We start from the raw sequence: 26017 nt of genomic DNA on the forward strand, positions 1-26017 counted from the left end.
CCTATTTTTTATATTAATCAGAAGGACTCTAATTTTGAGCCATTATTTTTCTCTATCATTTCTAAATAAAATTTTAATTCAATCATTGTTCATTATTTCATTAGCAGCTTGTGGAGGGGAAGGAAATAGTGAAGACTCGACTACACCACCTGTTGAGGTTACGCCTCCTGTAGAAACAGTCAAAGATAATACGGGTTCAATTACAGGTGTAGTGCTCAATGTATCAGGTGAACCTGTGGAGGGATCAATCGTATACCTTGCTGGGTTTGAAGTAACCACAGATGATACAGGATCATACTATTTCTCTGATGTTCCTATTACTGAAGATCAAGGTAATTATGTCATAACCATTATATCTGCAAATTATGGTTCAATTGTAGTAGAAGTGTCACCTTCAAACCAAACTAATAACACAGAAAATAGTACTTTCTTTATTCCTGAGTTTGAAGCTGAAGCACCTGAAGCTCAATTGGGGGGTCGAGGATCGATTCAAGGAGTCGTTAGTATATCAGCCAGTCCTCTAGCAAATGTGGAAATCACCCTTAAAAGTCTTGATGAAGATGATAATGTTAAAAATACCTACGTTGTAGTAACAGACGTAGGAGGGAGTTACATTTTTTCAGATGTATCTTTTTCTGCAAATCAAAACAGATTTATCGTTCAAGCCTCTACTAGTGAAACTGATATGGTTGCCATTGAGGTTCTGCCAACCCATCAAGTTAAAAATACGAGTAATACTGTCATTGACGATACTCAGTTTATTGATGGTTTTGTTGCTCAGGCACCAACAATAATTTTAGAAAAAAATAACACCACACCTGTTGCGAATGCTGGCTCATATCAAATAGTAACACTGGGTGAAACTGTGTACTTAGATGGTTCTGCAAGTTTTGATGAAGATGGGGATACAATTACATATTCATGGAGTAACCCTATTAGCCCGAACGGATATCCAACGCCACTAGGTGGGCAAGGTACAAAGCCAGAAGGAGCACATGATATCCTTGATGGTTTTGCTGTTAACATAGGTTGGCCAATTCGTCATGCTGAATTAGAAAATAATACATCAGCAACACCTTACTTTGTCGCAACGGAGCTTGGTGAATATCAAATTTACTTAATTGTCACTGATGGCAAAAATAATAGTCAAATGAGTATTGTTGAGATAGACGTTGTTCAAGAAAATATTCCTCCAATAGCAAACGCGGGGGATGATAGTAGTATTTTAATAAATAATGAAGTTCTTCTTGATGGTAGTTTAAGTGCTGATGAAAATAATGACATACTGTCATATAAATGGTCATTTACTTCTGTACCTTATGGAAGCTCCACGGTATTACTCAATGAGTTTACTGTATCACCTTCATTTACTCCTGATGTTAGTGGTGAGTACGTAATTTCGCTAACAGTTAATGATGGTTATGTTAGTAGTATAGTTGATAGTGTTGTTGTATTTGCTGAAGCAGAAAGCATAAAATTGTTTGCAGAAGAGTTTTTTTCAGGGTGGTCTGAAAGGGGGATGCCTTATTCCACGAACGGAGTTTCAACAGCTAGTGTTATTGGCGTATCTTACTATGAAATCTCTAAATTCAGACTTACCGCGGCAGGAAATGATTATGTTATTAGGGATTTAATTGCCACTGATGCTAACTCAGTTGTAGCCCCTTATTTTGACGGGTTAAGAAATGGTCAAATTATCGCTGATGGAACAACAGTTGAGTTTTCAATTGTTAGCCCGCTCACTGGTCGGTCTCAAGCTAATCTTAATTTTTCCTTTTCTATAGAAGGAACAAATAAAACATTTAGCTATGCAGTATTGTTGAAAACGAACTAAAACTTACTAAGCTTGCTCGAACAGCCCCGTAAAACCTTGTTAGTTTATATCACGGGGCTGGATGATTTTGCGCTGTTGTAATGGTTTTAGTATTATCGAAGATCACAATTAACACTACTTAATTGAGTTCAAAACCGTGTGATTATTTCATAGATAAGCTCGTCGCCGTTTTGTCTAATAAGTTATTCCCTAATAATAAACTGGCAGTTTATATGGTTAGTGCTGTGCTTTATAAGCAAATGATAACGCTTATTGGCTAACACTCTTAATCATTACTGCTTCCCCCTAGATTCCTTAAAAACACTACGTTTATGCGGATGTTTTATGTCATAATACTTGTCTATTTATAAACGCCCCCCTCAGCGAAAGATAAAAAACCACTTATGATTCATTGGATTATTGCCCAGTTTACTATTTCATCTGACAGCATACTTATTTATGGCAGTTACAACCCTAGTATGGTTGTGCTGTCGCTATTTATTGCCATACTTTCTTCTTTTATGGGGTTGCAAGTCGCCACAGAACAACAGGCGCAAAGCTCGCCTATTAGAAGACAACTTATGCTTGGTATTAGTAGCTTGGCGCTGGGTGGCGGCATTTGGTCAATGCACTTTATTGGTATGTTGGCTTTTGATTTATGTACGGTAGTTGATTACAAGGTTAGCGTCACTTTACTGTCTATGTTGCCCAGTGTCGCGGCGTCTTGGGTGGCGCTAAATCACTTACAAAAACATAAGGCTGATGCACAGTCGTTATTTGTTTCGGGCTTTTTAGTGGGTGCTGGCATTGGCACTATGCACTATATGGGGATGGCGGCCATGCAAATGGCACCACTACTGCGTTATGACTTAACTATTTTTGTGCTGTCAATTGTGGTCGCTGTTTCTTTGGCAATATTGTCACTGTGGATCAGAGCGGGTCTACTGAGAATTTGGCAGCAAAATAAAGATTGGCAGGCTAATTTAGTGGCGAGTGCTGTAATGGGGCTTGCTATTTCGGGTATGCATTACACCGGTATGGCTTCAGCACGTTTTGTTAAACCCGCTGGGTTAGAGTTAAGTCGCCAAGACAGTAATATTTCATTTTATTTGGCGCTGGTGGTGTCAATTATTTCCATTGTTATTACGGTTTTAGTATTAGGTATTAATTTACTGTATAAATACCGAGAAATTTCACGCAAAGCCAGCAGTAATGAAGACCGCTTACGTGCCATGATGGATACCGCGGTTGATGCAATTATCAGTATTAATGGCGAGGGAGTTATTGAAAACGCCAACCGTGCTACGCAAACCCTGCTAGGGTGGACGCCTGAAGAGCTTGTGGGCAAGAATGTTAACGTACTGGTGTCAAACTCGAAATATGACAATGACAATAAAGAAGATTTTGTTAAAAACTTTTTATTAACCGGTAAAGCGAAAATTATTGGCTCAAGCCAAGAAGTAAAGGCCTTGCATAAAGATGGCAGCTTGGTTGCCATTAGGTTGTCGGTGGGTTATGTAAAACTGGCCAATAGCCATTTGTATGTTGGCTTTATGTCAGATATTCGCCAACGGATAAAAATGGAGCAAGCTTTACAAGAAAATGAAGAAAAATTTAGGTCGTTAATCAGTAATATTCCTGGTATTGCTTATCGCTGCTCAGACCAATACGGCTGGCCAATACTCTTTATTAGTGATGCTGTAGAAGGGGTGACCGGTTATCCTGCCAGTGATTTTTTACCGCCTAACCCTAAGCGGTGTTTTTCAGACTTATATCACCCTGACGATAAAGAGTCGGTACTTAATAACCCGTTAATTACAGGAATGTTTAATATTGAATACCGCCTTATTACCAAAACGGGCGATGTTCGTTGGGTGATGGAATATGGTAACCACGTAACAGACGAAAAAAGCGGTGAAGTTTGGTTAGACGGCTTTATTATGGACATTACTGACCGCCGGGAAATGGAGCAAGAATTAAGAGTTGCCAAAGAAAAAGCGGAGCTAGCGGCAGAGTCAAGGGCTGACTTTATGGCCAATATGAGCCATGAAATTCGCACGCCGATGAATGCTATTATTGGTTTTAGCGATATCTTACTTGAGTCGTCTTTGTCGCCAGATCAACTCAAACACATGGGCACCATTAATAATGCGGCCAAGTCTTTACTGCATTTATTAAATGACATTTTAGACAGTGCAAAACTTGACAAAGGCAAGCTTGACCTTGAATTAAGACGCTTTTCATTAATTGAAGAAGTGGATGCGGTTGTTTCAACCTTGTGGTTGCAAGCACGTAATAAAAACCTTGAGCTAACGGCCAATATTTCGCATAAATTGAGTGATTTTTACTTAGGTAGCCCTGAGCGTATTCGCCAAGTGTTAACCAATTTAATTGGTAATGCCATTAAATTTACCGAGCAAGGTAAAGTAACCGTTTCAGTGTACCCTATTACAGGTGAGCGCGTTAAGTTTGACATTGAAGACACGGGCATAGGGATGAGTAATGAGCAGCTAACCTCTGTTTTTGATGCCTTTACCCAAGCAGATGCGTCAATGAGTAGGCGTTTTGGCGGTACTGGTTTAGGGACAACCATTAGTAAGCAATTAGTGGAGTTAATGCAAGGTGAAATAACGGCAACAAGTACACCGGGGGTAGGGTCTGCTTTTAGTTTTGATATTCCGTTAACTACCACGGCTTGCCAAGAAGAAAACAAAGCCATTGAAAAAATAACATTGCCGGCGCTAAAAATATTGATTGTTGATGACATTCAACAAAACCTTGATTTACTCACCTTAATTCTAGAGCGAGATGGGCATTGTGTGGTTAGCGCCAGAGACGGCCAGCAAGCACTGGTAAGAATGGCTGACTGTAAAGCCATTGATTTAGTGTTAATGGATATTCAAATGCCAATACTTGATGGTTTGCAGGCAACGGTAGCGCGCCGGCAATATGAAAAAGAACACAATTTACCTGTGCTGCCTATTATTGCCTTAACTGCCAGTGTGTTACTTGACGATAAACTGGCTGCTGAAAGCGCAGGCATGCAAGGCTTTGCCAACAAGCCGATTGACTTTACCTTACTTAGCCATGAAATGGCCCGCGTACTTAATATTGAACTTGGTGCTGGCCCAGTGGTGAGTGAGCAACCAAAAGCTGACTTGCTATTAGATGAAAGCAAAGGGGTTGCCTTGTGGGGTGGCGTTACTGACTATTATCAACAAATAGCGGCTTTTATTACGGGCCAAAAAGGGCAGCTAGCAGCGCTAGAAGAGGCTATAGCCAAGAAAAACTGGCCGGAAGTTGCTACCATAGCTCATACGTTAAAAGGTATTAGTGGTAACTTGGCGTTAACACGCTTGCAGCGGTTATGTGCGCAATTAGAGTCGTTAATTAACAGCCACCCTGAGCAGTGTGCAGCCACTTATGACAGCATTTATTCAACCTACCAACAGCTTGCTGATAAAGTATCGTCTTGGTTAAATAGCCAAAGCAAAACGGTTGACACTAAAGCGGTTGATCTCACTGTATTGCTTGACCTGTTAAAATCACTTGTTGAAAAAGCAAAAGAAAATGAAGTAGAAGAGTCATTATTAGCGCAGCTATTTGACTATAGCGAAACAGCCAAAAACACTGGCTTTAGTTACAGTGGCGAAATCAATAAAATATACAGCGCTTTTAATGATTTTGAATTTGAGTGCGCACTAGAGTATACCATTGCGCTGATTGAGCGTATTGAAAGTAAAGGGTAGTATCATGGAAAACCAACAGTCAACCATTCTTATTGTCGACGATGAAGCCGCCAACTTACGCGTGTTAAAGCAAATTCTACAACAAGATTATCGCTTAATTTTTGCTAAAAGTGGCGCTGAAGCACTGCGTTTAGCGCAAAGTAAAAGCCCAAACCTGATCCTGTTAGATATTATGATGCCTGATATAACAGGCTTAGCAGTATGTAAGCAATTAAAAGCCGAGCCTACTACTCGTAAAATTCCGGTTATTTTTGTGACGGCATTAAGCGCGCACGACGATGAAGCGCAAGGGTTAGAGCTTGGTGCGGTAGACTATATTTCAAAACCTGTGTCGGCGGCGGTAGTAAAAGCCAGAGTGGCTACCCACTTGTCTTTAGTGCAAGCAGACGAGCTAAAACGTACTCGGTTACAAATTATTCAACGCCTTGGTCATGCGGCCGAATATAAAGACAATGAAACCGGAATGCATGTGATGCGTATGAGCCATTATTCCAAGGTAATAGCACTCGCGTACGGTTTTTGTGAGCAGCAGGCAGATAACTTGTTACATGCAGCGCCCATGCATGATTTGGGTAAAATAGGTATTCCTGACAGTATTATGCTCAAACCCGGTAAATTAACTGATGAAGAATTTGCAATTATGAGAACCCACCCGGTGATTGGCGCGAATATATTGGGTGAAGATGATTCTGATTTAATCACCTTAGCAAAAGTAGTGGCGCTAACGCACCATGAAAAATGGGATGGAACAGGGTATCCAAAAGGCCTTGCGGGTAATGATATCCCCATTGCCGGGCGGATTGTTGCACTAGCCGATGTATTTGACGCACTCACCAGTGTAAGGCCTTATAAAGAAGCTTGGAGCATAGAAAAAGCCATGACCTTTATTAAGTCGCAAAGTGGTGTGCACTTTGACCCTGAATTAGTGGTAGTATTTGAGCAAGTGCTACCGCAAATTTTAGCGATAAAAGACCGTTGGAAAGACAGTTGACGGTTTTTTTTAATGTTGAATTTTTAATGATAGGTACTAGGTACTAGGTACTAGGGATTAGGTTCTAGGTGCTAGTTACTAGGTGCTAGGGATTAGGTGCTAGGTACTAGTTACTAGGGTTCTAGTTACTAGTTACTAGGTGCTAGATTCTAGTTACTAGGTGCTAGATTCTAGTTACTAGGTGCTAGATTCTAGGTGCTAGAGGGCAACTTTAGTCATTTTTCATGTGGTGTGACTGCATAAACTCAAGTGATTTACTAATAGCACTTTTTACTTTGGTTTCCATTTCAAACCGTTCAGACGCGGGTAAGTAAAATGCCATATCAACTTCATGGCGTATATAACGTGTCGGCAGTTGGTTTAACACAACGCAGGTTAAGTCTGCGATAAAGTCTTCATCATATTTTTCATTAAATTTAGCCACTGTAAAATGTTGCATTACCAGTTTTTCGTAATAGTTATGAATGTCATCAGATATTTTCATTGTGGTTTCCTACTATAGCCTTGTTGCTTGCTGTTATTAACACGTTTTCCAGCACCTAACACGCGTTGTATGTTTTGCTCTAAGCACCTTAGGTTAAGATTAACCTGAGATTCAATTTAATGCTAATTTAATTACCTGTTTGTTAATGGTGAATTTTTAATATTGAATGGTTAATAGTTGATGGTTAGTGTTTGATGGTTAATGGTTAATGTTTAATGTTTAATGTTTAATGTTTAATGCTCACCGCGTCTTCCTGAACTCGATTCAGGATCTGGTTTTTGTAGTTTGGTTTTTGTTTTTGCTTTTTTTCGTCTTCCTGAACTTGATTCAGGATCTGGTTTTTGCCCTTCCCCCTTCACAACAAAGAAACGAGATTCCGTATTAAGAGACCTACGGAATGACGGGGTGGAGGTGACCACCGGAATGACGGGGTGGAGGTGACCACCGGAATGACGGGGTGGGGCACTTTTCGTCTTCCTGAACTTGATTCAGGATCTTGTCTTTGTCGCTTTTTCTGCCTTCCTGAACTTGATTCAGGATCTAGGTTCTTGGGCTTTGTTCTTTCTAGTAACTAGTGTCTTTCTAGTCTCTTCCTAACCCTTAGTCTCTAATCACTTTCCCTTTTCAGCACGTTCAATATCAAGCTCTATCGCTGAAATAGCTTTTCGACACCGGCCAAGGCGTTGGTGTAAGGCGAGTACTTCCATTGATATTTTTTCACTCTCATGGCTTTTACACTGTTGTCGGGCATTTTCTCTTTCTAACACCATGTCCATTAAACGGCGTTCGTATTCATGGTGTTCGGTTAGTTTCTGGTACAGTTGATGGCTAGTTAACATAACCTTTTTCGTTAACTCACCATATTTAGCTGTTTGTTTCGCTTTTGCTTTTTTTATCCGTACCTTGTTGTTGGCGTTAAAACTTAAAGTGGCTGCTTGGTGTGTTACTCCATTTGATTGCAGTGCATTAGCTATGGCTGATATTTGTTGCTCTATTTGCACTAATAGCTCTTTTGATAGGGTGATTTTATTGGCTGCCACTAAACGGGAAAATTCCGTTATTCTCCGCTTGGTTTCTTGAATGTAAGGCGAAAACTGATCACTTTGGCTAACAAACAGCGTTGATGAAAACAAGTTGTTGTTTTCAATTAAACGGTGCGCCTTTAGCTGTTTGTTTTGTTTGTCTGTTTCTTTGGCTTTCGCATTAAGTGTTTCTAATAACACAGATAAACGCCTAATAGAGTTCATTATTTAACCTGATTTGAAAAGGAATAAGCTAGGGTGCTCACTATAACATTAATTTAGCAAGATGCCTTTTGTCTGCCTTTGTAAGTTATTCTTTACGGTTTTGCTTTTTTGTCTTATTAGTGCTTGATATTGTTGTGTATTTTAATAATCTTAAAGTGCTTTGGCAATAAAGCTTAATAAACGTTCAAATGTTAAGTTATTGTTATTAAATACATTATATATTTTTTACCTTTGTTTATTTTCAATAATTTAGCGGAAAATGATCTTTTTATTGAAATATTTTATTAAATCATACATAAGTTGTAACTAATTGTTTTTGTGAAGTTTAATTATACTTCGAACTATTTTGCCATGGCCTTTAAAAATCCTTGCAATAAGAATATTTACCAAGTGGTCATAAATAGTATTGACGGTGTGCGCTAATCCCGTTTAATATCGTAGTTGACAGATCAGGTCATGCGACCCGTTCAAAAAAGTTTACGAGACAAAATAGTCTCGAAATTAACTAAAATAACAAACTAATCACGAATGTGATCCAGGGAGTAAACATGTATAACAATAGCAAAGTAGCTAAGGCAATCCGCCTAGCGATGATGTGTGGTGCTGCTGCAACAGCAACAGTTTCAACTGCCGCATTTTCAGCAGAAGAAGAAGTTATTGAATCAGTAGAACGTATTGCCATTACAGGTTCTCGTATTAAGCGTACTGACTTAGAGGCTTCAGTTCCTGTTGCTATCATTGATCGCGCTGCAATTGACTTCTCAGGCCAAACGTCTGTGTCTGATTTATTACGTAATACAAGTTTTAATGCTGCCGGCTCTTACCGTCCAAAGTCGGGTAGTAGCTTACAAGGTGTTGCACAAATTGACTTACGTGGTTTAGGTGCATCTCGTTCATTAATTTTGATTGACGGTCGTCGTTTACCTAAGTCTTCACAGTCAGGCCAATCTCAAGATTTAAATATGATTCCTATGGCTGCAATTGAGCGTATTGAAATATTGTCTGATGGTGCATCAGCGGTATACGGTTCTGACGCTATTGCCGGTGTTGTTAACGTTATCACTAAAAAAGATTTTAATGGCGTAGAGTTACGTTTAGGTGCTTCTAAGCCAAGTATCCCTTCTGAGGGCGGTGACCGAGAAGAAGGCTCTGCTGTATTTGGTGTGACTGGTGGTAAATCTTCAATTATTGGTGGTGTTTCTTGGAACACGCGTGACATTATTTTTGAAAATGCTTTCCCGTGGGTATCACCTGGCGCGTCAAGCTTCGGTGTTAACGCACTTAAAGAAGAAGGTTATAGATCAATCATTTCAGAAGAAGAGTGTAATAGCTTAGAAAACTTTGCTTTTGGCGCTACCGGAGCCTGTGGTTATAACTTTAACGCAACCAATGCCAATGAAGCTTCTTCAGCGAATAACTCTGCCTTCTTAAAAGCAGAATATGATATCAATGATGATTGGAAAATTTTCTCTCATACTATGGTGTCTAAAACTAAATCATTTGGTCGTTATGCACCGTCGTTAAATGATGCCGGTGATGCAGCATTTTTATCAGACGATAGCCCGAACAACCCAATTAACCCAAGCAGTCCTTTTTATGATGCAGACTTTGCTTCATACATTGATGCTAAACGTGCTGAAGATGTTGCTGCTGGTTTAGATCCGCGCAATGTTCAAACTCGTCACCGCTTTGCTGCCCTAGGTAACCGTGATAATGAAGTTGATAACTGGTCAACGGATTTCTTAATTGGTGCAGAAGGTATGATTGGCGATGTTACTGTTGATTTTGGTGCGCGTAAAAACACATCTAAATCTTACGAAGTTGGTCGTAACTACTTAATGGGTAGTAATGCTCGTGTGGCTATGGACAGTGGCGCTTATATGCTAAATGACCCGTTTGGTGCACGTTTTACAACGGATGCTGAGCGTAGTGATTATGAAGCATTATTAAGTGGTTTAAAAGTTACGACTACACGTATTGGCCGTTTTGACCAAGAAGAAGTATTTGCTTCTGCAGCGTTTGACGTAATGGAACTAGAGAACGGTACAGTACAAGCCGTTTTTGGTGCTGAATACCGTAAAGAAACATACTCTGACCTTTATGACTCATTGTCTGAAGCGGGTCAAGTTGGTGGTTCTGCTGGTAACAGTGCTGGCGGTGGTCGTGACGTGAAAGGTGCATTCTTTGAAGCATTAATTCCGGTATTAGATAACTTAGAATTTACTGTAGCGGGTCGTTACGATAGCTACTCTGATTACGGTGAAGACTTCTCACCTAAAGTATCAATGAAATTTGAACCGATGGACGGCTTAGTATTACGTGCGTCATACGGTGAAGGTTTCCGTGCGCCTACGTTAGATATTCTAACAGCTAAACCTGCGCCAGATAACCCGTCAGTTCGTGACGATCCGTCATGTCTAAACCTTGGTGATGTAGAAGGTTGTGAAATTCAAGTAAATGCAATCACATTAGCAAACTCAGATATGGGTTCAGAGTCATCTGAGCAATTATCTTTAGGTTTAGCGTACCAACCTACCGATTGGATAAACTTCTCTGCTGATTATTATCAAATTGAAATCACTAACATGATTCGTGCCTTTGATGCTGAGGAAATTTTAAAACGTGAGCAAACTGGTGAGCCAATTCCTGCTGGTTTAGGTGTGTCGCGTTTAGCTAACGGTGGTATTGATTTAATTACCCAAGGTTATGCCAACGAAGGTAAATGGGAAATCAGTGGTCTTGACTTAAACGTAAATACTACCTTTGATTTCGGCGATGCTGGTACGTTTAAGCAGTCTTTACAGTTTAGTCATCAATTTGACAGTGCTATCGATGGTGGTCGTAATACCATTAAAGATACAGGTGAACCTCAACAACGTGCTGTGTTAACTAATCTTTATACATGGGACAACTTAGATGTAAGCTGGAACATAAATATGATTGGTTCTCAGTATGAAGATGTTGAGCAGCAAGATGACGGTAGTGTTTTACGCTCAGGTAATATTGCTACTTGGATAACACATGATATTCAAGCGACTTATAGCTTATCTACGGGTACTAAAATTTCTATCGGTATGCAAAACGCATTCGAGAAACACCCACAGTTAAGTTACTATGATGGTAACGATTATAACTACAACCTTTATGATGGTTATGGACGTGTTTCTTACATACGTTTAGCACAGTCTTTCTAATGCATTATTAAGATGAACGTTTAGCTAGATTAACAGCTAAATGAAAGGTTAAACTTAAAAAGGTGGGTATTAATACTCACCTTTTTCTTTTTTAAGGGTAAGCAAAATGCAACATTGGAGTAGTTATTGGTCGTCAACCCAGTCACTAAATAGTTTTGCAGAAGGGGAGCACAAGCAAGGATATACTGGCGAAATAGCGCAGTACTGGCAAGACGTTTTTAAAACACTGCCTCACACAGCAAAAGTATTAGACCTAGCAACCGGTAACGGTGGGCTGGCTGTTTTAGCCCAAGAATTTAATCCTCGTTTTACTGTTTATGGCTCAGATGCAGCTAATATTGACCCACTTGCTCGGTTTTCACCGACAGATACTGTTTATAATACACTGAAAAAAATTCAATTCTTTGCGGATATGCCATCAGAAGAGTTGGCTTTTAATGATGAAGAATTTGATGTGGTCATAAGCCAATTTGGCTTTGAATATGCCAATACACCGCGTGCTTTATTGGCTGTGAATAGGGTATTAAAGCCCAATGGCAGGTTTGTTGCTTTAGTGCATCATCACAATTCTTTTATTAGTGACGATTGCCACGTTGGTATTAACATTATTAATAAGTTATCGACAAAAAATGGCTTATTAGCGCAGCTACAAGACTTTGCAAATTTTTGCCAAACAATAGACAATAAAGATAACCCGACACTAGCGCAGCAAACCTTGTTTAAAGATAAAAATAGAAACCTATTAGTTTTATTTAAAAAGCTGCAACATGCATGTAATAGTGAAGCTGAGTTAGACTGGTATAATTTACTTGCAAAGGAATTAGTGCCTGTGGTGATGAATTGGCGTCATGCTAGCGCGCAAAGTGTTGCGGCTATTATCACAAATACCCAATTTTTTCAGCAGCGCTTGCAAGACCAAATTGAAGCGGCTTGGTCTGTTGCAGAGGTAAACCAGGTAAAAACATACGCTAACAATAATTGGCAATCATTTGAAATAAGCTCAATAGATATTAAATTAGGTAAATTATGTTGGGTGATTCAAGCGGTTAAAGCCCCTTAAAAAAACATTTTTATTAACAACGCGGAGCTGCTTTATCAAACCCTTAGATAAATTTAAAAATAAAGCCGGTGAAATACTTAATCGCACGCTTGACCAACATATTAATTTGGCCGTGACCGGCTTAAGCCGTAGTGGTAAAACGGCGTTTATTACTTCTTTGGTGAACCAACTTATTACACAAGGTAAGGACAGCCAATTAAGTTTTTTTGATCCGGTACACAAAGGGTATTTTATTGCGGCTAAGCGCGTGCCGCAAAAAAATTTAGCGGTTCCTCGTTTTGATTACGACAAAGCTATGGCAGCCCTTACCAATGAACCGCCAACCTGGCCTGAGTCGACACATGGTATTAGTGAGCTTCGCCTGGCTATTCGTTACCAACCACAAAAGTCTTTATTAAAGTATGCCGCTGATATGGCTACCTTAACCCTAGATATTACCGATTATCCTGGTGAATGGTTACTTGATTTACCTATGCTTAAGCAAACCTACGAGCAATGGTCTGAGCAAACGCATGCGTTATTAACGTCAGCGCCACGGGCACAGTTTACCCAAGACTTTTTAACTAAAGTGGCCGCCATTGATCCTTTTGCCGAGGCCGATGAAGAATTATTAGCACAACTAGCACAAGAATATACTGGCTTGTTACGAACGTTCCGTTTTCAGTTAGGGCTGAGTGTTATTCAACCCGGGCGCTTTATTCTACCGGCTGAATTGGCTGGCGCGCCTATTTTAGAGTTTTTCCCTTTTCCTAATTTAATGGCTATTGACGGTAATGAGTATCAAAATGCCAGTGATAATAGTTTTATTGGTATGCTAAGAGCACGTTTTATTGAGTATAAAGAAACCGTGGTGAAACGCTTTTACCAACAGCATTTTTTACGTTTTGACCGCCAAATAGTGTTAGCAGACTGTTTAACACCGCTTAATACCTGCTCGGCTTTTGGCGGCGCTGAGAGCTTTGCTGATTTACAGTTAGCCATTGATATGATTTTAGAAAGTTACAGTTATGGCAAGGCGGGTTTATTTTCACGCTTGTTTTCACCCAAAATAGACAAGCTATTGTTTGCCGCGACCAAGGCTGACCATGTTACGGGTGAGCAACATGCGTCAATGGTGTCTTTATTGAATGAATTACTGTTTCAAAGTAAACATAGCATTAACTTTGAAGCGATTGAAATGAAAACTTTGGCGATTGCGTCAGTAAAGAGTACCACAGCAGGGAAAAGTGTTCATAATGGCGAGCAGATCCCGGTTGTACAGGGGTATACTCATGCGAGCCATTCAAGTAATGACAGTGAAAACACAGCAGAAAGTGACCGCGCAATCGCCTCAGGTGAAAAGCTCACCTTATTTCCTGGCTCAGTACCAGCGCAACTCCCTAAGCCCGCGTTTTGGCAACAAGCTGCTTTTAACTTTATCAGTTTTGCGCCTAGGCGTGGTATGACAAGAAACCAACCGTTACCCCATATTCGTATGGATCAAGTATTACAATTTTTGTTAGCAGATAAAATGATATGAGCCATACAAACAATAAAAGTGATGAGAGTAACCATCAACAACAAATTTTATTTTCAGAAGATGACTTCGCTGAGCCACAACATGGCCAATCGCCAAGCAAAGGTGCGGGCGCTCAGCAGGTTATTTTTGATAACCACGACTACTTACCCATAGAGGAAGTAAATGAACTACCAGCAGTGCAGGATGACGACAACGCAGCGGATAACAGTGTTGTGCCAAAGAAAGGTCGCCGCCGCTGGTTATGGCGTATTGTTTTTACTTTATTGGCGGTATTAATAGGGGTTGAAGCGGTTGATTTTTTTGTTAGTGGTTTTGTGCATTCCCCCATTATTACCAGCATCTATGCCGTGATTTTAGCTTGCTTATTCATGATCACTTCTGCCAGTGTGTGGCGTGAATGGTCAACATTGCGGCAGTTTAAGCAGCGAGAAAAATTAAAGCAGCAAGCCAATGAATTACTACAACATACTGAAAATGCTATAAAAAATAATAAAAACGCAGTAGATGTACAAGTTTTTTGTCAACAGATCACTGACAAATTACCTGGGGATCTTTGGGGAGCGGGCGATGCCGACCAAAAAGAAAGCTGGCAAATGGCGTTAGACAATCAGTATTCAGACAGCGAGTTACTACAACTGTACTCACGTTTGGTGTTGTCAAAGGTTGATGAAAAAGCCATGGCTGAAATAGCACGTTTTTCAACAGAAGCCGTGGTTTTAGTAGCACTTAGCCCAGTGGCAATTATAGATATGCTAGTTATATTATGGCGCAATTTACGTATGATCAATAAAGTAGCAGGTTTGTATGGCTTAAAACTTGGCTATTGGAGCCGTATTAAATTGATAAAACAAGTGTTTGTTAATATGGTTTATGCTGGCGCAAGTGAACTGATTGCTGATTTTGGCACAGACATGATTGGCGCTGATTTGCTCGGTAAGCTCTCTGGTCGCTTAGCACAAGGCTTAGGCGCAGGCATGCTCACCGCCCGTTTAGGGGTTAAAACAATGCAATTATGTCGCCCGATTCCTTTTGAAGACAAGCCCAAACTTGGCCATGTTAGAAAAGAAATGTTAACAACGATTAAGCAGTTGCTTAAAAAATAGGTGCTAGGTGCTAGGTGCTAGGTACTAGGTGCTAGGTGCTAGGTGCTAGGTACTAGGTGCTAGGTACTAGGTGCTAGGTACTAGGTGCTAGGTACTAGGTGCTAGGTGCGATGGTGCAAGCCATGCTAGGTTTTTTGTCGCTTCTTCTCGTCTTCCTGAACTCGATTCAGGATCTGGTTTTTGTCGCTTTTTCTCGTCTTCCTGAACTTGATTCAGGATCTGGTTTTTGTCGCTTTTTCTCGTCTTCCTGAACTTGATTCAGGATCTAGGTTTTTGTCGCTTTTTCTCGTCTTCCTGAACTTGATTCAGGATCTTGTCTTTGTCGCTTTTTCTGTCTTCCTGAACTTGATTCAGGATCTGGTTTTGTCGTTTGTTTTTTCGTCTTCCTGAACTTGATTCAGGATCTGGTTTTTGTCGCTTTTTCTCGTCTTCCTGAACTTGATTCAGGATCTGGTTTTTCTCTTCCTAGCACCTAGTCCCTAAAACCTAGTACCTTACAACAAAGCCCTTTACAACAAAGAGACGAGATTCCGCATTAAGAGACCTACGGAATGACGAGGTGGGGGGGCTAATGGTTAATGTTTAATGGTTAATGCTCACGGCGTCTTCCTGAACTTGATTCAGGATCTGGTTTTGTCGTTTGTTTTTTCGTCTTCCTGAACTTGATTCAGGATCTGGTTTTTTCGTTTGTTTTTTCGTCTTCCTGAACTCGATTCAGGATCTGGTTTTTGTCGCTTTTTCTCGTCTTCCTGAACTTGATTCAGGATCTGGTTTTTGTCGCTTTTTCTCGTCTTCCTGAACTTGATTCAGGATCTAGGTTTTTCTCTTCCTACCACCTAGTCCCTAAAACCTAGTACCTTACAACAAAGCCCTTTACAACAAAGCCATGAGATTCCGTATTAAGAGACCTACGGAATGACGAGGTGGGGCGTCTTCCTGAACTTGATTCAGGATCTGGTTTTTGTCGCTTTTTCTCGTCTTCCTGAACTCGATTCAGGATCTGGTTTTTGTCGCTTTTTCTCGTCTTCCTGAACTTGATTCAGGATCTAGGTTTTTCTCTTCCTAGCACCTAGTCCCTAAAACCTAGTACCTTACAACAAAGCCCTTCACAACAAAGAGACGAGATTCCGTATTAAGAGACCTACGGAATGACGAGGTGGAGGGGTTAATGGTTAATGGTTAATGCTCACCGCGTCTTCCTGAACTTGATTCAGGATCTGGTTTTTCTTGCGTAACTATTATTTTACACTCATCACCATGGGCTGTTTTTTGGCCATTGGTCATTTCTTTCCTTTAGCTAACGTCTTCCCTTAAGATAAGTGTAACTAAAACATTTCATCGTAAATGACAAAAGGTTACTGTAATGGCAAAAGGTACAACATATGTTGCTAAGCAAGCTGATGAGCACGGCGTTATTCATTGGAGTGCGGCAGAAAATACAGTGTGGCGTAAGCTTATTACGCGTCAACTTAGGCACATTGAAGGTAAAGCTTGCGACGAATACTTTGTCGGCTTAGCCAAGTTACAATTACCTTTAGACAGAATTCCACAGCTTGCTGATGTGTCAGCAGTATTATTAAAAACCACTGTTTGGCAATGTTATCCCGTACCTGCTTTAATTGGCTTTGGTGAGTTTTTTAAGCTGCTGTCTGAAAAAAAATTTCCGGTCGCTACTTTTATTCGCAGCGAAGCAGAGTTAGATTACTTACAAGAGCCTGATATATTTCATGAAATATTTGGCCATTGCCCACTGTTAACCAACCCTTCTTTTGCTAATTATACTCAAGCTTATGGGAAAATGGGCTTAAATGCGAGTAAGGAGCAACGCGTATTTTTAGCACGTTTGTATTGGTTTACTGTGGAGTTTGGTTTACTAGACACCCCTAAAGGGTTACGAATTTATGGGGGCGGTATTTTATCTTCTCCAAGTGAAACACAATACGCGTTATCAGATAAAACAGTTGAGCGTAAAATGCTCGATAAAGCCAAGGTGATTGACGTTTTAAGAACGCCGTACCGTATAGATATTATGCAACCAATTTATTATATGTTAAAGAGTATCAGTGATTTAGACAGTATTAGATCGCTAAGCATTGATGAAATATTTGCGTTAATTGAAGCGGCGAAAAAGCTTGGTTTATTTGATGCCAAATTCCCAGTAAAGGGGGATATAGCAAGTACGTCTTATGCGAATTAACTAATTCATTCACTAATATTAAGCGAGTAAGGAAGATAAAATGAGTAAAGAATTATCTACACAACAATGTGAAGCCTGCCATGCCGATGCCCCCCAAGTAAGCGGGGATGAATTAACGGTACTGTTGAAGCAAATACCTGATTGGGTTCCTCAAGTGCGTGATAAAGTGATGATGTTAGAGCGCGAATACACGTTTAAAAACTATAAATTAGCATGGGCTTTTGCTAATAAAGTCAGTGAGTTAGCAGAGGCTGAATTTCATCACCCGGCTATTTTACTTGAGTGGGGCAAAGTGACTGTTACCTGGTGGACCCATGCCATTGGTGGTTTACACAAAAATGACTTTATTTGTGCAGCTAAAACAGACGCGTTACGCTAGTGGCACTGATGAGAGGTTTTTATTTTAACTATTTGTTTTAAATTGCTATTTTAAGAATTTGTATTGACATTTTAGGTTAGCTTTTTTGCAAACTGTTGGCTAAATACAGCAAAACCCTTAAGAATAATTATTTTTAAGGGTTTTTTATTGTAAAAAATAGTTTACAATAACATTTTTGATCTTTGCAAGGATTGTTTACATGCGCTTAGAAATCACTTGCCATGACCGTGTTGGTATGGCGCAAAAAGTGTTAGGTATTTTTGTTGAGCATGAAATTAGTGTTCGTGGTATAGAGTTAAAAAAATCAGGCAGAATATTTATCAATATACCTGATTTAGAATTTTCAGATTTACAAACCTTTATGCCACAATTGCGTTTGTTAGAAGGCGTGATAGATGTGCGAACTGTGCCTTATATGCCTTCAGAGCGCGAGCGCAATGAACTTGTTACATTAATAAAAACGTTCCCTGATCCTTTTATTTCGTTAGACATTAAAGGCAACATACGCATAGTAAACAATATAGCTTCTAGCATTATGGGTTGTGATGAAGCTAGCGTGAAAGGCCAACATGTTAGCCAGTGGCTAAAAGGCTTTAATTTTACCCGTTGGTTAGACAGCGACGATGTTTTAGCGCAAACACGGCGTTTGAAGTTTCAAGGGGAAGATTTTGTTGCTGATATTATGCCCATTAATGTCACTAGTGAAGATGACGCTAACAATAAAAAACGTATTTTAGCCGGCGCAGTGTTAATTTTAAAGTCAGAAGCGCGCTTAGGACAGCAAATTAGTGCCTTTAAGCAGCCCAGTGAAAATACTTTTTCAGGTATACAAGCCAGTAGCACCAGCATGCGAAAAGTTATTAGAGAAGCAAAGCGCATGTCATTGCTTGACTCTTCAATACTTATTATTGGCGAAACGGGCACTGGTAAAGAGCTATTAGCGAGAGCGTGTCATGCCGCTAGCGAACGTGCTGAACAACCCTTTATGACTTTAAACTGTGCTGCTTTGCCAGATGATGTGGCTGAGTCTGAATTATTTGGCGTAGGGGAAAAAGACCACGAAAATAGCAAACGTGGTATTTTTGAACTGGCAGATAACGGCAGTGTGTTTCTTGATGAAGTTGGTGAAATGTCAACAAAACTGCAAAGCAAGCTGTTACGGGTGATTCAAAACGGCAGTTTTAGGCGGGTCAATTCAGAGCAAGAAGTCACGGTTAATGTGCGTATTATTAGCTCGACCAATAAAGACTTGCTTCATTTAGTGTCGATTGGCGCTTTTAGAGAAGATCTTTATTACCGCTTGAACGTGTTTGGCTTAAATATTCCACCACTGCGTGAGCGCCGTAATGACATTCTCCCTCTGGCTGAATCTTTTATTGCCTTGGCAGGGCAGCGAATTGGCCGGGTGAATTTAACACTAACACCTGAGTGTCGTGACTTTATTGAACACTACCCTTGGCCAGGTAATGTGCGGCAATTAGAAAACGTGTTAACGCGGGCAACGTCGTTATTAGAAGGCGATGAAATAGAAGAGTGCCATTTGCAACTACCAGCGTACACACGTGAACATGGTTATTTAGAACAAGAGTTTGAAGGCACATTAGACAATGCGGTAAAAAATTACGAAGCTGACTTATTGCGCAAGCTTTATCCTGCCTACCCCAGTACCCGGCAGTTAGCGAAGAAGCTGGGATTGAGCCATACCGCTATTGCCAACAAGTTACGTGAGTATGACATTAATAAGAAAACGGTAAAAATATAACAACCGCTCTGGCTCGCAGGGATGAAAAATAACGCTGTGAAGTTGGCGGTAAAAGTTAATGCCAACTTCACAGTGTCAAAACCATGTAAACAATTACTTCCATAGATAAATACCTTCTCTTTTGTTATCGCTTGTAGCTTTTGGCTAAATGCTCGTAAGATAAAGGCCTTGTACTAATATAAAACTTTTATAGTGTTTTACTATTTTTGCTTTTACAACAAAGGTGTTTTATGAAATTAGCGAGCCTTAAAAATAATACCCGTGACGGGCAGTTAGTGGTTGTCAGTAAAAATCTCACTAGAGCCGTACCGGTACCTGAGATTGCTCAGACATTGCAAAGTGCGCTGGATAACTGGCAAGCAGCCGCTCCGCAGTTAATACAGGTGTATGACACCTTAAATGAAAGTATCAGTAGCAACCATCAAATGGATAAGGCAATAGCGTTTGTGCAAGCGCATTGTGAATCGCCCTTACCTAGAGCTTATCAGTGGGCGGATGGTAGCGCCTATGTTAATCATGTAGAGCTGGTGCGCAAAGCACGTAATGCCGATATGCCAGAGACGTTTTGGACAGACCCTTTAATGTATCAAGGTGGCTCAGATGCTTTTATTGGCCCACGTGATGATATAAGCGTTGCTTGCGAAAGTTACGGTATTGATTTTGAATCAGAAGTTGCGGTGATCACCGATGATGTGCCTATGGGAGCGTCAGCAGTGCAAGCCGCCGAGCACATTAAATTATTAATGCTGGTTAATGACGTTTCTTTGCGCAATTTAATTCCGGGAGAATTAGCAAAAGGCTTTGGCTTTTTTAATTCAAAACCATCTAGTGCTTTTTCTCCTGTTGCTGTGACCCCAGATGAATTAGGCTCCGCATGGGACGGTGCAAAACTGCACTTACCGTTAACAACACATTTCAACAACACCCTCTTTGGCCAGCCTAATTGCGGTGTTGATATGACCTTTGATTTTCCCACCATGATTGCCCATGCAGCAAAAACACGGCCGTTATCGGCGGGCTGTATTGTTGGCTCTGGCACTATTTCTAATTATGATCGCTCTGCTGGCTCAAGTTGTTTAGCCGAAAAACGCATGTTAGAAATTATTGCCGACGGCAGTGCAAGTACTGAATTTATGCAGTTTGGCGACAATGTGCGTATTGAGATGTTTAGCGACAGCGGTGACAGTATTTTTGGTGCAATTGATCAAACCGTGGTGGAATATAAGGTTTAGTCTGAAAAAAATTATAAATAAACAGATTATTGTTGGGGGGAGACGATGAAACTTTATGGTTATTGGCGGTCAACAGCAGCTTATCGAGTACGCATAGCTTTACATCTTAAAGGCATTGAGTTTGAATCTATACCGGTACATTTAGTGAATAATGGTGGTGAGCAGTTTCAAGAGGAATATACCACAATTAACCCGAGCCAGTTAGTGCCAACCCTAGTTGATGGTGATTTTTCATTGCATCAGTCGTTGGCAATTATTGATTATTTAGAATCGACCAAGTCTGGTTTGTCATTATACCCAGATACAATTGAAGATACTGCACGAGTGAAAGCATTAGCATTAGATATTGCTTGTGAAATTCATCCACTAAACAACTTAAGAGTACAGCATTATCTAGCCGTTGATCTTGGTGTTAGTAATGAAGCGAAAGCCGCCTGGATAGATCATTGGATGACAGTGGGTTTTCATGCCATAGAAAAAAAACTTGTAAAAATATCTGGCTGTTATTGTGTTAAAGACCAAGTTACCGTGGCAGATATTTGTTTAGTAGCGCAAGTGTATAATGCAACGCGTTTTGGCGTTGATATGAGCGCATACCCCTACATAAACCGAGTGGTGGATAACTGTAATAAACTAGAAGCTTTTCAACGGGCGTTACCAGAAAATCAAGCTGATGCGGTTTGAGGGGATAGAGACTAGAAGCTAGTAACTAGAGCCTAGTAACTAGTAACTAGTACCTAGCATCTAGAGCCTAGTAACTAGCACCTAGAACCTAGCACCTAGACTCTACTCTTTACACTAATGTAATATTCTTGCTTTTATTGTACCGTCAATCGCTTTTAACGCTTTTAATGCTTGGGCGCTATCGGCTGATTCAATGTCAATAACCACATAACCAATTTCTGGGTCGGTTTGTAAGTATTGTGCCGCAATATTGATGTCGTTTTGGGCAAAAGCTTGGTTAATTTGCGTTAACACACCCGGTTGGTTGTGGTGAATATGCAATAAACGACTTCTTCCTGTTTGTCCTGGTAAAGAGTGTTCAGGTAATGATACTTCTGGGAAGTTAACTGCTGACAAGCTTGAGCCATTATCTGAATATTTAGCCAATTTACTTGCGACTTCTAAACCAATGTTTTCTTGCGCTTCTTTTGTGCTACCACCAATATGTGGTGTGAGTATAACATTGTCAAAACCACGTAATGGTGAAACAAACTCATCGTCATTGCCTTTAGGTTCAACCGGGAATACGTCAATAGCAGCACCGGCTACTTTTTTGTCTGTAAGGGCTTTGGCAAGTGCGTCAATATCAACAACTGTGCCGCGTGAAGCATTAATAAAAATTGCGCCAGTTTTCATCGCAGCAAATTCTTTTTCACCAAACATATATTGTGTTTGCGGTGTTTCAGGTACGTGTAAACTAACCACGTCTGATTCAGCCAATAATTGGTTTAATGAAAAGACTTGGCTGGCATTCCCTAGCGGTAATTTAGTTTCAATATCGTAAAACTTAACGCGCATCCCTAGCGTTTCAGCCAAAATACCAAGCTGTGTGCCAATGTGACCGTAACCGATAATACCTAATGTTTTACCACGCGCTTCATATGAGCCAACTGCTGATTTTAACCATTCGCCACGATGTGCTTTAGCACTTTTTTCTGGAATGCCGCGCAACAGTAGTAATGTTTGGCCTATAACTAACTCAGCGACCGAGCGTGTATTAGAAAAAGGAGCATTAAATACAGGAATACCACGTTGTTTCGCAGCTTTAATATTGACTTGGTTAGTACCAATACAGAAACAGCCGATTGCGACTAACTTTTTAGCGTGCGCGATAACTTCGTCGGTAAGTTGGGTACGTGAGCGAAGACCAATAAAGTGTACGTCGGCTATTTTTTCAATTAAATCTTCATTAGAAAGCGAAGTTTTAATATATTCAATATTTGTATAACCTTTTGCTTTTAGTTCATCTAGAGCACTTTGGTGTACACCTTCAAGTAAAAGGATTTTTATTTTGTCTTTTGCTAATGATTTTTTGTTTGTTGTCATAATGTGTGGCTTCGCTTATTTAAGTTAGAATTACATTGTTAGTAAAAAAGGTTGTTAAATAAAAGTCAGCTAAATAAAAACGTTTAGATGGCTAGATATCTATATAGTTAAATAAAGATACCATATAGTGCATAAACTCTAAAGTAAATATTTAAGTAATCCCCATTTGATTCAGTTTGCCGTTAACTTTGCGTAAGTGTGCAAAGGGCAGTTGAAAGGCTGTTAAAGGGGGTTATGCTACTGAATAACTTCTACCCCGTTGGTGCCGCCAAGTATAAGTAAATTAGCGCCTCTGGCGGCAAACAAACCATTGGTAACAACGCCAACAATGGCATTAATGTCTGCTTCTAGTTTTTTAGCATCGGTAATTTTTAAGTTGTGCACGTCAAGAATAACATTGCCATTGTCGGTAATAACGCCTTGGCGGTATTCTGGATCGCCGCCCAGCTTGACTAATTGTCGGGCAACATAGCTGCGCGCCATGGGGATTACTTCAACCGGTAGGGGAAAATCACCTAATACTCCAACAAGTTTTGACTCGTCGGCAATGCAAATAAATTGCTTGGCTACCGCCGCGACAATTTTTTCACGGGTGAGCGCTGCGCCGCCGCCTTTGATCATGGTTAAGTGCTTGGTAATTTCATCAGCACCGTCTATATAAAAGTCTAACGTGTCAATGTTGTTAAGGTCAAACACTTCAATGCCGTGTGATTTTAAGCGTTTGCTTGACTCTTCAGAGCTGGAAACAGCGCCTTTAATATCGTCTTTTATTGTTGCTAAAGCGTCGATAAAATAATTTACCGTAGAGCCAGTACCAACACCAACTATAGTGTTTTCTTGAATATATTCTAATGCCTTGTAAGCTGCTGCTTTTTTCATATCATCTTGCGTCATGTGGGTACCTTATGGGAAATTTAGCCGACGTCATTTATAGGCGAAGATTATAGCAGTAGCTTGTGAAAAAGATAGCAATACCCAGTGAATATTACAGGGGTTGCGATTGGTTTTAGGTTAAGAGAATCGCTAAAGCGTTAAGCGCTATAGTTGAAAATGCGCGTGGGGGTAATAATGTGAGGTAAAGGAATGTCCCAAGCTTCGACAGGGATACTGGCGACTTGCTGGCAGTCATGTGCGAGGCCAATAGGGTGCATTTGATATTGTTGCCAGTTAGCTAGGGTTCTATCGTAAAAACCACCGCCCATACCTAACCTAGCGCCAGTACTGTCAAAGGCAACTAAAGGGGTAAAAAGTATATCAAGCTGAGCTAATGGGCACACTTTGTTAACCGCTAATTTAGGCTCTAAAATGCCAAAGCGATTTTTCACCATTACGCTGGTATGCTCATATAAAAGAAAGAGTAAATGGCCGGGGCAAAAAGGGTGTAATACCGGTAAGTAAACTTTTTTGTTGTGTTGCCAACACCAATGAATGAAGGGTTGGAGGTTCAACTCACCGTCATTCGCTAGGTATAGTGCGATATGCTGGGCTTTGTTTACCTGCGCTTGGTTTGTTAGGGTTTGCACTAAAGCGTTAGCAGCGTTTTGTTGAAATGTAGCGCTGAGGGCTTTTCTTTTATCGCGTACTGTTTTTCTCAGTGATGATCTTGTTACTAACAAAGGCTTAGGCATGTAAGTTGTATGTTTATTAGGGAAAATAACGGTGGGCGCTTGGTAGCACCCACCCAATATTAACCAAGATAGTAATAACGTTAATTAAGTATTATTGCTTGCTAACGTTGCGTTGTTTTTGCTTTGAGGTTCGTCTGTTAAGTTTTCCCAGAACCTTGATTTAAAACCAAGTAATAAAACAATTAAACCAATACCAATAGTAAACAAACTAATTTGTATGTAAAGCGCAGGTATTTGCGAGACATTGTTTGGATCATAGTTACCGGCTAATAAACCAGAAATAATGCTTCCGATTGAGTAGGTTAAGACAAAAATGCCCATCATTTGGCCTGAGAAGCGTTTTGGCGATAATCGACTGACCGCACTTAATGCTACTGGGCTTAAGCAAAGTTCACCTACTGTGTGTAAGAAATAGGTTGCAACTAACCAATAGGGCGCAATTTTCATGCCTGACGCGGCATATTGCGCGGCAAAAAACATCACAATAAAGCCACTACCCATAATAATTAAGCCAGCAGCACACTTTAAGCCGTATGAAGGGCTGACCCATCTTTTCCCTAGGTTAATCCATAAAGCCGCAAAGAAAGGCGACAATAATACGATAAAAATTGCGTTTAACGACTGGAACCAACCGGTAGGAATTTCAAACGAACCAACAATTCGGTCGGTATAATCACGGGTAAACAAATTCATTGACGAACCGGCTTGTTCAAAACCAGACCAGAAACAAGCAGAAGCAACACAAATAATAAGCAGCGCAACTAATTTTTTCTTTTCAACTCGGCTTAAAGAGCCGCCAAAATATATAGTGGCATAGTAAATAACAAAAATAGCCGAAAATACCACGGCCACATATTGTGCAATAGCAACGGGCACTATAGTAACAATACCTTGAAATACGAGGTAAGTGAGTAGGGCAACACCGGCTAAAAATGCCGTAATAATAGTCCAACTTAGCTTTTGTGCTTTGGCTGACAAAGGGTAAGCTGGCTTTGCGCCAACACCCTGTAGGTTAGGCGTAGTCACTTTGTATTGAATTAAGCCAATCGCCATACCAACAGCGGCAGCGCCAAATGCCCAGTGCCAACCTTGGCTTTCCATTAAGTAGCCACAAACACCGTAGCCTATGACTGAGCCAATATTAATCCCCATATAATAGATGGCGTATCCACTATCACGGCGTACGTCTTTTTCAGAGTAAAGCTGTCCTACCATAGCGCTAATATTGGGCTTTAATAACCCAGTACCTAGTACGACAAAAATTAAGCCAATAAAAAAGGAGTAATCACTTGGAAAGGCTAGAATAATATGACCAGTCATAATAATGATACCGCCATACCATACTGCTTTTTGTCCACCAATTAATCTATCGGCAAGCCAGCCCCCGGGTAAGCCCATAAAATAGACACAGCCGGTGTATAAACCGTAAATTGCCGCTGCAGAAGCAACGGTTAATCCTAAACCACCGTCTTGTAATGTTGCGGTCATAAATAACACAAGCAACATACGCATACCGTAGTAGCTCATGCGTTCCCACATTTCGGTAAAAAAGAGTGTTTTAAGGCCTCTAGGCTGACCAAAAAAATCTTTTGCTGGTTCTGATGACATAT

Annotated in this window: 18 protein-coding genes; 12 read left to right on the forward strand and 6 right to left on the reverse strand. The window is 40.4% G+C overall.

Annotation, left to right across the window (positions count from 1 at the left end):
- Positions 1 to 34: 34 nt before the first annotated feature.
- The 3 genes from AC0UA9_RS09420 (at position 35) to AC0UA9_RS09430 (ending at position 6553) form a co-directional block, all read left to right on the forward strand.
- Positions 35 to 1834 carry a carboxypeptidase-like regulatory domain-containing protein gene (locus AC0UA9_RS09420; protein WP_475659499.1) on the forward strand — a complete coding sequence of 600 codons (1800 nt, stop codon included), beginning with the start codon at positions 35 to 37 and terminating at the stop codon, positions 1832 to 1834.
- Positions 1835 to 2217: 383 nt separating this feature from the next.
- On the forward strand, positions 2218 to 5562 hold the full coding sequence (locus AC0UA9_RS09425; RefSeq protein WP_475659500.1) for an MHYT domain-containing protein: 3345 nt from the start codon (positions 2218 to 2220) through the stop codon (positions 5560 to 5562).
- Positions 5563 to 5566: 4 nt separating this feature from the next.
- Positions 5567 to 6553, forward strand: a complete 987-nt coding sequence (locus AC0UA9_RS09430) for an HD-GYP domain-containing protein (RefSeq protein WP_475659502.1) — start codon at positions 5567 to 5569, stop codon at positions 6551 to 6553.
- 211 nt (positions 6554 to 6764) lie between these two features.
- On the opposite strand, the gene AC0UA9_RS09435 is transcribed toward AC0UA9_RS09430, so the two are convergent.
- Positions 6765 to 7037, reverse strand: a complete 273-nt coding sequence (locus AC0UA9_RS09435; protein WP_475659503.1) for a late competence development ComFB family protein — start codon at positions 7035 to 7037, stop codon at positions 6765 to 6767.
- A gap of 611 nt (positions 7038 to 7648) precedes the next feature.
- Positions 7649 to 8284, reverse strand: coding sequence for a primosomal replication protein PriC (gene priC / locus AC0UA9_RS09440; protein WP_475659504.1), 636 nt, complete (start codon positions 8282 to 8284; stop codon positions 7649 to 7651).
- A 548-nt stretch (positions 8285 to 8832) separates the two neighbouring features.
- Here priC and AC0UA9_RS09445 point away from each other — a divergent pair.
- From AC0UA9_RS09445 to maiA, 9 genes are all read left to right on the forward strand, one after another.
- Complete coding sequence (locus AC0UA9_RS09445) at positions 8833 to 11478, forward strand: TonB-dependent receptor (RefSeq protein WP_475659506.1); 2646 nt, start codon at positions 8833 to 8835, stop codon at positions 11476 to 11478.
- A 106-nt stretch (positions 11479 to 11584) separates the two neighbouring features.
- The gene (locus tag AC0UA9_RS09450; RefSeq protein WP_475659507.1) at positions 11585 to 12538 is read left to right on the forward strand and encodes a class I SAM-dependent methyltransferase; all 954 of its coding nucleotides are present in this window, start codon (positions 11585 to 11587) and stop codon (positions 12536 to 12538) included.
- 112 nt (positions 12539 to 12650) lie between these two features.
- Positions 12651 to 14057: a YcjX family GTP-binding protein gene (locus AC0UA9_RS09455; RefSeq protein WP_475659508.1), complete on the forward strand. Its 1407-nt coding sequence runs from the start codon at positions 12651 to 12653 to the stop codon at positions 14055 to 14057.
- The gene (locus tag AC0UA9_RS09460; RefSeq protein ID WP_475659509.1) at positions 14054 to 15160 is read left to right on the forward strand and encodes a YcjF family protein; all 1107 of its coding nucleotides are present in this window, start codon (positions 14054 to 14056) and stop codon (positions 15158 to 15160) included. Before AC0UA9_RS09455 ends, AC0UA9_RS09460 begins: the two co-directional genes overlap by 4 nt.
- Positions 15161 to 16523: 1363 nt before the next feature.
- Positions 16524 to 17357: a phenylalanine 4-monooxygenase gene (gene phhA, locus AC0UA9_RS09465; protein ID WP_475659510.1), complete on the forward strand. Its 834-nt coding sequence runs from the start codon at positions 16524 to 16526 to the stop codon at positions 17355 to 17357.
- Positions 17358 to 17397: 40 nt separating this feature from the next.
- Positions 17398 to 17736, forward strand: coding sequence for a 4a-hydroxytetrahydrobiopterin dehydratase (locus AC0UA9_RS09470; protein WP_475659511.1), 339 nt, complete (start codon positions 17398 to 17400; stop codon positions 17734 to 17736).
- A 199-nt stretch (positions 17737 to 17935) separates the two neighbouring features.
- A complete protein-coding gene (gene tyrR / locus AC0UA9_RS09475) occupies positions 17936 to 19498 on the forward strand; it encodes a transcriptional regulator TyrR (protein ID WP_475659512.1) in 1563 nt (520 codons plus the stop codon).
- 230 nt (positions 19499 to 19728) lie between these two features.
- Positions 19729 to 20730 carry a fumarylacetoacetate hydrolase family protein gene (locus AC0UA9_RS09480; RefSeq protein ID WP_475659513.1) on the forward strand — a complete coding sequence of 334 codons (1002 nt, stop codon included), beginning with the start codon at positions 19729 to 19731 and terminating at the stop codon, positions 20728 to 20730.
- A gap of 45 nt (positions 20731 to 20775) precedes the next feature.
- Entirely contained in the window at positions 20776 to 21414 is a 639-nt protein-coding gene (maiA, locus tag AC0UA9_RS09485; protein ID WP_475659514.1) for a maleylacetoacetate isomerase, read from the forward strand.
- Between the two features lie 114 nt (positions 21415 to 21528).
- On the opposite strand, the gene serA is transcribed toward maiA, so the two are convergent.
- From serA to AC0UA9_RS09505, 4 genes are all read right to left on the reverse strand, one after another.
- On the reverse strand, positions 21529 to 22779 hold the full coding sequence (serA, locus tag AC0UA9_RS09490) for a phosphoglycerate dehydrogenase (RefSeq protein ID WP_475659516.1): 1251 nt from the start codon (positions 22777 to 22779) through the stop codon (positions 21529 to 21531).
- A 237-nt stretch (positions 22780 to 23016) separates the two neighbouring features.
- Positions 23017 to 23673, reverse strand: a complete 657-nt coding sequence (gene rpiA / locus AC0UA9_RS09495) for a ribose-5-phosphate isomerase RpiA (protein ID WP_475659518.1) — start codon at positions 23671 to 23673, stop codon at positions 23017 to 23019.
- Positions 23674 to 23810: 137 nt separating this feature from the next.
- Positions 23811 to 24407 (reverse strand): 5-formyltetrahydrofolate cyclo-ligase, encoded by a 597-nt coding sequence (locus AC0UA9_RS09500; RefSeq protein ID WP_475659521.1) that lies wholly within the window; start codon positions 24405 to 24407, stop codon positions 23811 to 23813.
- Between the two features lie 84 nt (positions 24408 to 24491).
- The gene (locus tag AC0UA9_RS09505; protein ID WP_475659522.1) at positions 24492 to 26015 is read right to left on the reverse strand and encodes a peptide MFS transporter; all 1524 of its coding nucleotides are present in this window, start codon (positions 26013 to 26015) and stop codon (positions 24492 to 24494) included.
- Positions 26016 to 26017 lie beyond the last annotated feature (2 nt).

The organism is Colwellia sp. F1, from assembly GCF_056238625.1.

What these genes read in the sequence shown, in the direction of transcription:
- AC0UA9_RS09470 (WP_475659511.1), top strand. Translation starts at nt 17,398, where the DNA reads ATGAGTAAAGAATTATCTACACAACAATGTGAAGCCTGCCATGCCGAT.
- AC0UA9_RS09445 (WP_475659506.1), top strand. Translation starts at nt 8,833, where the DNA reads ATGTATAACAATAGCAAAGTAGCTAAGGCAATCCGCCTAGCGATGATG.
- AC0UA9_RS09435 (WP_475659503.1), bottom strand. Translation starts at nt 7,037, where the DNA reads ATGAAAATATCTGATGACATTCATAACTATTACGAAAAACTGGTAATG.
- AC0UA9_RS09450 (WP_475659507.1), top strand. Translation starts at nt 11,585, where the DNA reads ATGCAACATTGGAGTAGTTATTGGTCGTCAACCCAGTCACTAAATAGT.
- AC0UA9_RS09460 (WP_475659509.1), top strand. Translation starts at nt 14,054, where the DNA reads ATGAGCCATACAAACAATAAAAGTGATGAGAGTAACCATCAACAACAA.
- priC (WP_475659504.1), bottom strand. Translation starts at nt 8,284, where the DNA reads ATGAACTCTATTAGGCGTTTATCTGTGTTATTAGAAACACTTAATGCG.
- serA (WP_475659516.1), bottom strand. Translation starts at nt 22,779, where the DNA reads ATGACAACAAACAAAAAATCATTAGCAAAAGACAAAATAAAAATCCTT.
- rpiA (WP_475659518.1), bottom strand. Translation starts at nt 23,673, where the DNA reads ATGACGCAAGATGATATGAAAAAAGCAGCAGCTTACAAGGCATTAGAA.
- AC0UA9_RS09480 (WP_475659513.1), top strand. Translation starts at nt 19,729, where the DNA reads ATGAAATTAGCGAGCCTTAAAAATAATACCCGTGACGGGCAGTTAGTG.
- AC0UA9_RS09430 (WP_475659502.1), top strand. Translation starts at nt 5,567, where the DNA reads ATGGAAAACCAACAGTCAACCATTCTTATTGTCGACGATGAAGCCGCC.
- AC0UA9_RS09505 (WP_475659522.1), bottom strand. Translation starts at nt 26,015, where the DNA reads ATGTCATCAGAACCAGCAAAAGATTTTTTTGGTCAGCCTAGAGGCCTT.
- maiA (WP_475659514.1), top strand. Translation starts at nt 20,776, where the DNA reads ATGAAACTTTATGGTTATTGGCGGTCAACAGCAGCTTATCGAGTACGC.
- phhA (WP_475659510.1), top strand. Translation starts at nt 16,524, where the DNA reads ATGGCAAAAGGTACAACATATGTTGCTAAGCAAGCTGATGAGCACGGC.
- AC0UA9_RS09500 (WP_475659521.1), bottom strand. Translation starts at nt 24,407, where the DNA reads ATGCCTAAGCCTTTGTTAGTAACAAGATCATCACTGAGAAAAACAGTA.
- AC0UA9_RS09425 (WP_475659500.1), top strand. Translation starts at nt 2,218, where the DNA reads ATGATTCATTGGATTATTGCCCAGTTTACTATTTCATCTGACAGCATA.
- tyrR (WP_475659512.1), top strand. Translation starts at nt 17,936, where the DNA reads ATGCGCTTAGAAATCACTTGCCATGACCGTGTTGGTATGGCGCAAAAA.